The sequence below is a fragment of the Xanthomarina sp. F2636L genome, assembly GCF_026410195.1.
Lineage (GTDB): Bacteria > Bacteroidota > Bacteroidia > Flavobacteriales > Flavobacteriaceae > Xanthomarina.
Genome location: NZ_JAPMLM010000072.1, coordinates 227,188 through 234,543 on the forward strand (window position 1 = coordinate 227,188; position 7,356 = coordinate 234,543).

Genomic DNA, 7,356 nt, shown 5'->3' on the forward strand with positions numbered 1-7,356 from the left:
ATAAGTGATTTTAAGATTGGTAACTTTTCAACTTATTAAACATTTTGTAGTTATTTTTTTAATACTTTAGTGCTATAATTTAAATCTGTTTTAAAGCATCTTTTTTAAGTGATAAACAAATCATTTTTTATAGTTTTATTAATAGCATGTATTTTTATCATGCCTACGTATAGTTTAGCTCAAGATGTTAAAATTGACTCAACAGATTTTAGCGATATGACTCCCTTTAGAAAAGGCAGATGGCTTACAGGACTTACAGGATCTATAGGCTCAGGATCTTTTGAAAACACAAAAACCGATAACAAATCTATTAGTAATTGGTACAGAATAGAAATTGGTACAGGAAAATTTTTAATAGACCGTTTAAATATAGGTTTATCTGCAAATATGGAACGAAGTAATATAGAAAATGAAAATTCTGAAAATACTTCTGAAACCTTTTTTGTTGGACCAAAAGGAACTTATTTTTTATCCCCAAGTCATGTGGGGTCTGTTTTTTTTAGTTTATCGCCTGGATATGCTCTCTACAGAGATACTGTGGGAGACTTAGTAGATGGTGTATATATTGAAAACATTAACGGTGGTGGTGGTTTTGGGTTTCTTTCAACCTTTGGTTTTGCTTATGTCATTCAAGATCGCGTAACTTTTGAACTTGGTTTAAACTACAATGTATATTGGTTAGATTTAAAACAGGAAACAAATATTAACGATAGCACAAAAAACGTGACTTACGAACTGAGTAATTTATCCTTTTCATTCGGATTTAAAATACTGTTAGACTCGAAACCTCTTTAATGAAAAAACTACTTTTCTTCATATTGATTTGTTTTTTATTTAGCCCTTCTGGTTTCGGTCAGAATAAGGACGTTGTTATTAAGTCCGATACAATCAATAAAAACAAGAAATTACAATTTGTAGCTATTCCCATTGTGTTTTATACGCCTGAAACCAGTTTTGGTTTTGGTGCTGGAGCTCAAGTTTTTTTATTGAAACAGAAAAATATTTATAATGATCGGGTATCCAATATTTTTGTAGATTTTATAATGACATCGAATAAACAGTTTATAATTGATGTAATTCCACAAATATATTTTGGTAAAGGCGATTATTTTCTAGATATGAATTTTAAGTGGAAAATATTTCCTAATAATTTCTGGGGAATTGGGAATACCACTCCAAACAGTAATGAGGAGTCTTACGACATGACTTCACAGATATTAAAGGTTAGTTTTTTAAAAAGATTACCTCCAGCCCTAAATTTTGGCTTTGAATATATTTATGAAAATCATGATGTTACAAAGGTTGAAGAAGGAGGTCTTTTTACAACTGGAGATATTACTGGTAGTGATGGCGCTGTAATTAGTGGCTTTGGGGTTATCTTTAATTTAGACTCTCGAGATAATGTAGGCTCGCCACTTTCAGGGCATTTACTTAAAATGAACGCACAATTTTCTAGTGAACTTTTTGGTGCAACTGAAAACTATAATAAGTTTATTACCGATTTACGTACTTATCAAAAACTAGGAGAAAAGAGTATTATTGCTCTACAATTATACTACGAAGGCAATTTTGGCAATCCGCCTTTTCAAGGTTTAGCCTGGTATGGAGGAGGAAATCGAGCTCGTGGATATTATCAAGGTCGTTTTATAGATAAAAGCTTATATCTTTTTCAAGCAGAATACAGATACCGTTTTAATCCTAGATGGGCCTTAGCTGGCTTTGGATTATTTGGAAAAGTAGCACACGACCAAAAGCAACTTTTTAGTTTAAACGATTTAAAACCAAGTGCTGGAGGTGGACTTAGGTTTAAACTTTTAAAAACACAAGATACCTGGGTTCGTTTAGATGCCGGAATTGGTGTGGATGGCAGTAGCGGTATTTACTTTGGAATAAATGAGGCATTTTAATACCAGTATATAAAACTACTTCTGGTGATTTAAACTTTAATAATTTTAGCACACTTTTTAACTTATAAATATCTCTTACTCTTATATCTGTATGGCACTCTACTGGTTTTATCTTTATAGATTATATTAATTATACGAGCTAAGTAAAATCAATAAGTCAGAAAAACTCAATTAGAGGCTCCTTCGAACATATATTTATAAACCCTAAAGCAAGTGTTTTATATAGCCTTTTAATTTATTAAATTAGTAACTTCAATCAACTGAAAGTAATTGAGAACATCTATTTTCACAAAAAACATATATGATTAAAACCAGAATTGGAACCAAGAATGACATAAATGGCATTCTTTCTCTACAAGAAAAATACCTATATAAAAACCTAAATAACTTAGAACGAAAAGAAGGTTTTGTAACAACTCCTTTTACCATCAATCAAATTGAAGAAATAATTAAAGTGAATGGAGTTTTTGTTGCTATAAATAAGGAAAATGAACTTGTTGCATATGCTTTTGCCGGAAGCTGGAGCTACTTTGAACAATGGGAAATTTTCAACTTTATGGTATCTCGATTTCCTAAATTATCTTTTCATGGAAATATAATTACCACAGAGAACAGTTTTCAATATGGTCCCGTGTGCATCGATAAAAAATATAGAGGAAAGGGATTATTAAATTTAATTTTTGAAGAAATGAGAATGGAGTTTCTAAAAAAATATCCCATCTCTATTACTTTTATAAATAAGGTAAATGTTATTTCTGAGAAAGCTCATACTAAAAAATTGGGTTGGGAAATAATAGACGAATTTGAGTTTAATAACAACGCTTATATTGGATTAGCCTTTAATATGAAACATTCTGTGTTGAATTAGATTTATAATTATTGTATTTTTAATCGACACACATGATTAATATGAAAACCAAGTATATAACATTTGTTTTATTACTAGCAATTATGCCATTATTTGCTCAGATGTTACCTTCTAGTCAGAATCCCAAATATACTTCAAGGATTAATCCTAAGTTTAATTCTAATATAAATCCAAAATACAACTCTAAAATAAATCCTAAGTACACTTCTAGCTTAAACCCTAAATATAATTCAAGTTTAAATCCCAATTATTCGTCAAATATTAATCCTAACTACACATCACATCTAAATCCAAAATACAACTCTAAAATCAATCCAAAATATAGGGCTAATTTAGATCCAAGATATGCTACATGGGAAGGAAAATACTTATTTAATGAGATGGCAGAACCATTTGGAATTCTTATTTATGCCAACTCGAATATCTATCTATTTTATGATATGGATGGCGAATGGATAGGGTATTTTGTTCGCGCAAAAACCAATTACAATTTATTTACGCTTGATGGAGACTGGACGGGAAAATATTTATGCTCAGACTCCGAAAGTGGTTATAACCTCTTTGAGGAAGGTGGTGAATGGACTGAAAGTTATGTTAAGTAAATTACATACTATTTTATAAATTCTTTTAAAAGCGCATGAAAAGAACATTGGTTAAATTTAGAAATAGTGGATTTCGAAATTTTATACGGAAGCATGAAAAATATGCACCTATTATTTTTTTTATAGGTGGTTTTATTTTCGATTCCTTAACTCTAGGTCGTATTGATCGGGTCTATGATTTAACCATCTTGTGTTTACATATGAGTTCTTTAACCATAGCATTATATCTCTTTAATTTAATGGATGATGGTAAATGGAAAAACACCATACTAGAGCGTTATAAAGAATATTTGCCCTTAGCCATTCAGTTTTTCTTTGGCGGTCTTTCCAGTGCTTATGTTATTTATTTTTCCAGAAGCGTTTCCCTTTCCAAAACCATAACCTTTTTCATTATTCTTCTGGCATTACTTTTTGCTAACGAAATGCTAAAAAAACGAATCTCTAATAAATATTTACAATTTGGAGTTTATTTTTTTGTCAGTTTTACCTTTTTCACCTTTATGATTCCTGTATTCATTAAAGAAATGAATACAACTATTTTTATTTTTTCTGGTTTAGTTAGTTTAATTATTACCCTCCTATTAATAACAATCATTTACATCAAAAGTCCTAGCACACGATTAGAAATTCACATTACAAAAATGCTTGGAATTATTTTAATCATGTATGCTAGCATTAACATATTTTATTTCTTCAATCTTATTCCGCCAGTGCCACTAGCTTTAGATGTGGGGATTGTGGCTCATAATATTCAAAAAGAAGACAATAGATATGCTGTGACTTATGAACGAGATGATTGGTATGTGTTTTGGCGAGACCACCGAATAAAATTCATCCATCAACCCAATGAGAACGTTTATATTTTCACCTCTATATTTGCGCCAACCGAAATTAAAAAATCCATAAAACATCGTTGGAAATGGTATAATGAAAACTCGGGAGAATGGGATATAATTGAAGACATTGGCTATGAAATTACTGGTGGTAGAAATGCCGGATTCCGTGGTTATACATTTAAAAACAACATCAAATCAGGCTTATGGAAAGTGGATGTTATTACCGAAGAAGAATTAGTTATTGGAGTTGTTGACTTTGAGATAATAATAAGTTCTGAGATGCAACCTAAACGCATGGTTGAAAGAAAATTTTAAAGCTTTTAGAAATTACGTGACTAAACCAATCTTCTGAACGGTATTTATGATATAGAAAAACTTCATTCTATATAAGAATATAAAAACTCGGCATAAAAGTTTTTTTTAATTAAGGAATTTTATCTAACTTTAATAAAATCAGCATTTTATGAAACCAATTATTACACTAAAGCCTCTTTATTACAAAGACAAAAGCCAGATAGCCATTGGATTTTCATTTAATGAAAAGACAAAATCTTATATAAAAAAATTCCAAGGCGTTAATTGGAGCAAAACCCATAGTACATATTACGTAGCGCACAATCAAAACACCTTACATGAGTTATTTACATATTTAAGAAAAGGCGAGTTCTATATAGATTATAAATCTTTAAAATATGTTAGAAAAGAGCATATTACAACCATTTCCAAGGTAAAATCTCCAGATAAGCTAACCTTATTTCAAGCATTATCTAAAGAACAGAAAACCATATTAAAAGAGTATGTAGCATATTTACGTGGAAAGCGATTAAGCGAAAGCACGGTATCTTCTTATGGATTTTTTATTCTTCGTTTTTTAAATCATCATAAAACCATAGACAAATCACATTGGAACACTCGAAGCATCGAAACTTTTATAGAACAAGTAATTAGCAAAGAGTATTATAGTATTAGTAGTCATAGGCAATGTGTAAGTGCGTTTAAGCATTTTACAGTTTTGTGCAATTTAGAAAATTTTGATGCCAGTAATTTTGAACGACCTAAGAAAAGTAATTATTTACCTATTGTTTTATCTAAGGAAGCAATTATAGATTTAATGCAGGTAACTAAAAATTTAAAGCACAGAACCATCATAGGATTACTTTATTCTGGAGGTTTGCGAATTGGTGAATTATTAAATTTAAAGCTAAACGATTTGGATTTAGATAGAAGTCAAATACATATTAAACAAGCTAAAGGTCGTAAAGATCGTGTTGTTGGAATGAGTGAAGCTATAAAACCCTTACTGTATAATTATGTACACACTTACAGACCAGAAAAGTTTTTAATTGAAGGTCGAGATGGAGATAAGTATTCAGCTAGTAGTATTCGGTTTTTCTTAAAACAAGCTTGCAAATTAGCTGGAATAACGAAGCCTGTAACACCTCATACTTTAAGGCATAGTTATGCAACGCATATGCTAGAAAATGGGATTGATTTACGGTATATTCAAGCTTTATTAGGGCATGTAAAACCAGAAACTACCATGATTTACACCCATGTAGCCAAAAAGGATATTTTAAAAATTAGAAACCCATTGGATGTCATGATTGAGGAGATGCAACTAAAAGACAAAGACAACAAAAAAGTTTTGATATCCCGAAATTTTAAAGACTAAACAGCTATATTTGATTTTATATAACACGTTGTGCACTATTTGAGAAAACCGTTACATCGAATTGAAAACAGTGATGAAATTAACAAATGAACAGTTTACAGAAGTTGCTTTTATTTTCGAAAAAGAAAACGGAAATTCTCATTCGGATTTTGAAAAAAGTGTAATTGCGGAATCAAAACTGACCGAATACAAACCGTCTGAATTAGAACAGATAATTGTCAACGGACTGAACTCTGGAATATATAAAACCGAGGAAGAGCGAGTTAGCGGATATTGGAGTTTATCAAAAATCGGAAATCGGAATTTGATAACGGAATATAAAAAGTGGTTGCGAACGGAATTGGAAAACGAAAATGGAATTGCAGTTTTTCAAATATTAATCGGACTTGACCGACTTGATGAACCTGTGTTTAATGAAAAACGGACTGGACAAGCTGTAAACGAAACGGAATTGAATTTACGTGATGCAAAAAAGTATCTAAATGAAAAATAAAAACAGTGCACAACAATGTATAACCGCAATTACGGCGGATTCGACTACGTCCGAATCCACTCGGAATTGCTAACGTCTGTGCTAAACCCAAAAATAACGCATATAAACCCGTAACTGACGGTTATACGAGACCGTTGTAAGCAATTAAAGGAAACCCGTGAAAAACAGAATATTCTCATTAATTATTATTGTTTTTATTTCCAATTCTTGTGGAATATTTAAAACGCATCACAAGGATAAACTTATTGATTTTGAAAACAATCAGGTACCGAAAAACACTTTAAAACTGAATGGTTACTATTTTGCGGAATTGGAACGTGAAGCCAATAATTCTGACAATACCCAAGAAACAAAAATAAAATATCTATCTGCTTTTTTTATTTACGAAGACGGCTTTATAGTTAATATTCGTGGAATTGACGGACTTACGAATTATTACTGTGCGGAAAATGAAACTTATGAGAATACCTATGAACGAGCGCATAAAGTAATTGAATTAATGCTTGAGTCTCAAAACTCTGAAGACAAAAGAACCAAGCGAATTTGCGGATTTGAACCAAACGATATTGGTAATAAAGGTTTAGCTAAAGTTAATAATGATAGTATTAGAATACAGTTTTACAGCATTGAAATGCAAAAACCTGGAAAAGATTCTTTTAATTCTGCTTATTTATACGAAATCAATGGAGTGATTAAATCCGACTCAAGCTTTGTGATAAATAGTGAGACAGAATTTAGAACTAATAAAAGAACAACTGAAAATACTTTGTTCCGATTTAGACAAACTAAACAGAAACCGAATATTGAAAATTACTTTAAAAAGAATAATAACCGATTTAAATAACTGCTTACAACAACGTGTATAATTCATTGCTAGTACTCGCCTACTTACGAAAATCCTCGCGGTTTTTCTATTCGGTTTGTATTTGCTAAATTAGTTGCTCAAACACGCAACGAAATCATACACAAACACGTTGT

The 7,356-nt window shown here is 30.9% G+C and carries 8 protein-coding genes; all 8 read left to right on the plus strand.

The window, feature by feature from the left end; translation table 11 throughout:
• The first annotated feature begins 159 nt into the window (after positions 1-159).
• The 8 genes from OS191_RS14665 to OS191_RS14700 all read left to right on the plus strand — a co-directional run bounded on the left by OS191_RS14665 (position 160) and on the right by OS191_RS14700 (position 7,222).
• A complete protein-coding gene (locus OS191_RS14665) occupies positions 160-795 on the plus strand; it encodes a hypothetical protein (protein WP_267156447.1) in 636 nt (211 codons plus the stop codon).
• Entirely contained in the window at positions 795-1,907 is a 1,113-nt protein-coding gene (locus OS191_RS14670; RefSeq protein WP_267156448.1) for a BamA/TamA family outer membrane protein, read from the plus strand. Before OS191_RS14665 ends, OS191_RS14670 begins: the two co-directional genes overlap by 1 nt.
• A gap of 301 nt (positions 1,908-2,208) precedes the next feature.
• Complete coding sequence (locus OS191_RS14675; protein WP_267156449.1) at positions 2,209-2,775, plus strand: GNAT family N-acetyltransferase; 567 nt, start codon at positions 2,209-2,211, stop codon at positions 2,773-2,775.
• A 32-nt stretch (positions 2,776-2,807) separates the two neighbouring features.
• A complete protein-coding gene (locus OS191_RS14680) occupies positions 2,808-3,377 on the plus strand; it encodes a hypothetical protein (protein ID WP_267156450.1) in 570 nt (189 codons plus the stop codon).
• 35 nt (positions 3,378-3,412) lie between these two features.
• Positions 3,413-4,528 (plus strand): DUF2914 domain-containing protein, encoded by a 1,116-nt coding sequence (locus OS191_RS14685; protein WP_267156451.1) that lies wholly within the window; start codon positions 3,413-3,415, stop codon positions 4,526-4,528.
• Between the two features lie 148 nt (positions 4,529-4,676).
• The gene (locus OS191_RS14690) at positions 4,677-5,885 is read left to right on the plus strand and encodes a tyrosine-type recombinase/integrase (RefSeq protein ID WP_267156452.1); all 1,209 of its coding nucleotides are present in this window, start codon (positions 4,677-4,679) and stop codon (positions 5,883-5,885) included.
• Positions 5,886-5,958: 73 nt separating this feature from the next.
• The gene (locus OS191_RS14695) at positions 5,959-6,378 is read left to right on the plus strand and encodes a hypothetical protein (protein ID WP_267156453.1); all 420 of its coding nucleotides are present in this window, start codon (positions 5,959-5,961) and stop codon (positions 6,376-6,378) included.
• 157 nt (positions 6,379-6,535) lie between these two features.
• On the plus strand, positions 6,536-7,222 hold the full coding sequence (locus OS191_RS14700) for a hypothetical protein (RefSeq protein ID WP_267153700.1): 687 nt from the start codon (positions 6,536-6,538) through the stop codon (positions 7,220-7,222).
• Positions 7,223-7,356: the final 134 nt, after the last annotated feature.

Coding starts and splice junctions, on each gene's coding strand:
- OS191_RS14690 (WP_267156452.1), top strand. CDS start 4,677: ATGAAACCAATTATTACACTAAAGCCTCTTTATTACAAAGACAAAAGC.
- OS191_RS14695 (WP_267156453.1), top strand. CDS start 5,959: ATGAAATTAACAAATGAACAGTTTACAGAAGTTGCTTTTATTTTCGAA.
- OS191_RS14670 (WP_267156448.1), top strand. CDS start 795: ATGAAAAAACTACTTTTCTTCATATTGATTTGTTTTTTATTTAGCCCT.
- OS191_RS14675 (WP_267156449.1), top strand. CDS start 2,209: ATGATTAAAACCAGAATTGGAACCAAGAATGACATAAATGGCATTCTT.
- OS191_RS14685 (WP_267156451.1), top strand. CDS start 3,413: ATGAAAAGAACATTGGTTAAATTTAGAAATAGTGGATTTCGAAATTTT.
- OS191_RS14665 (WP_267156447.1), top strand. CDS start 160: ATGCCTACGTATAGTTTAGCTCAAGATGTTAAAATTGACTCAACAGAT.
- OS191_RS14680 (WP_267156450.1), top strand. CDS start 2,808: ATGATTAATATGAAAACCAAGTATATAACATTTGTTTTATTACTAGCA.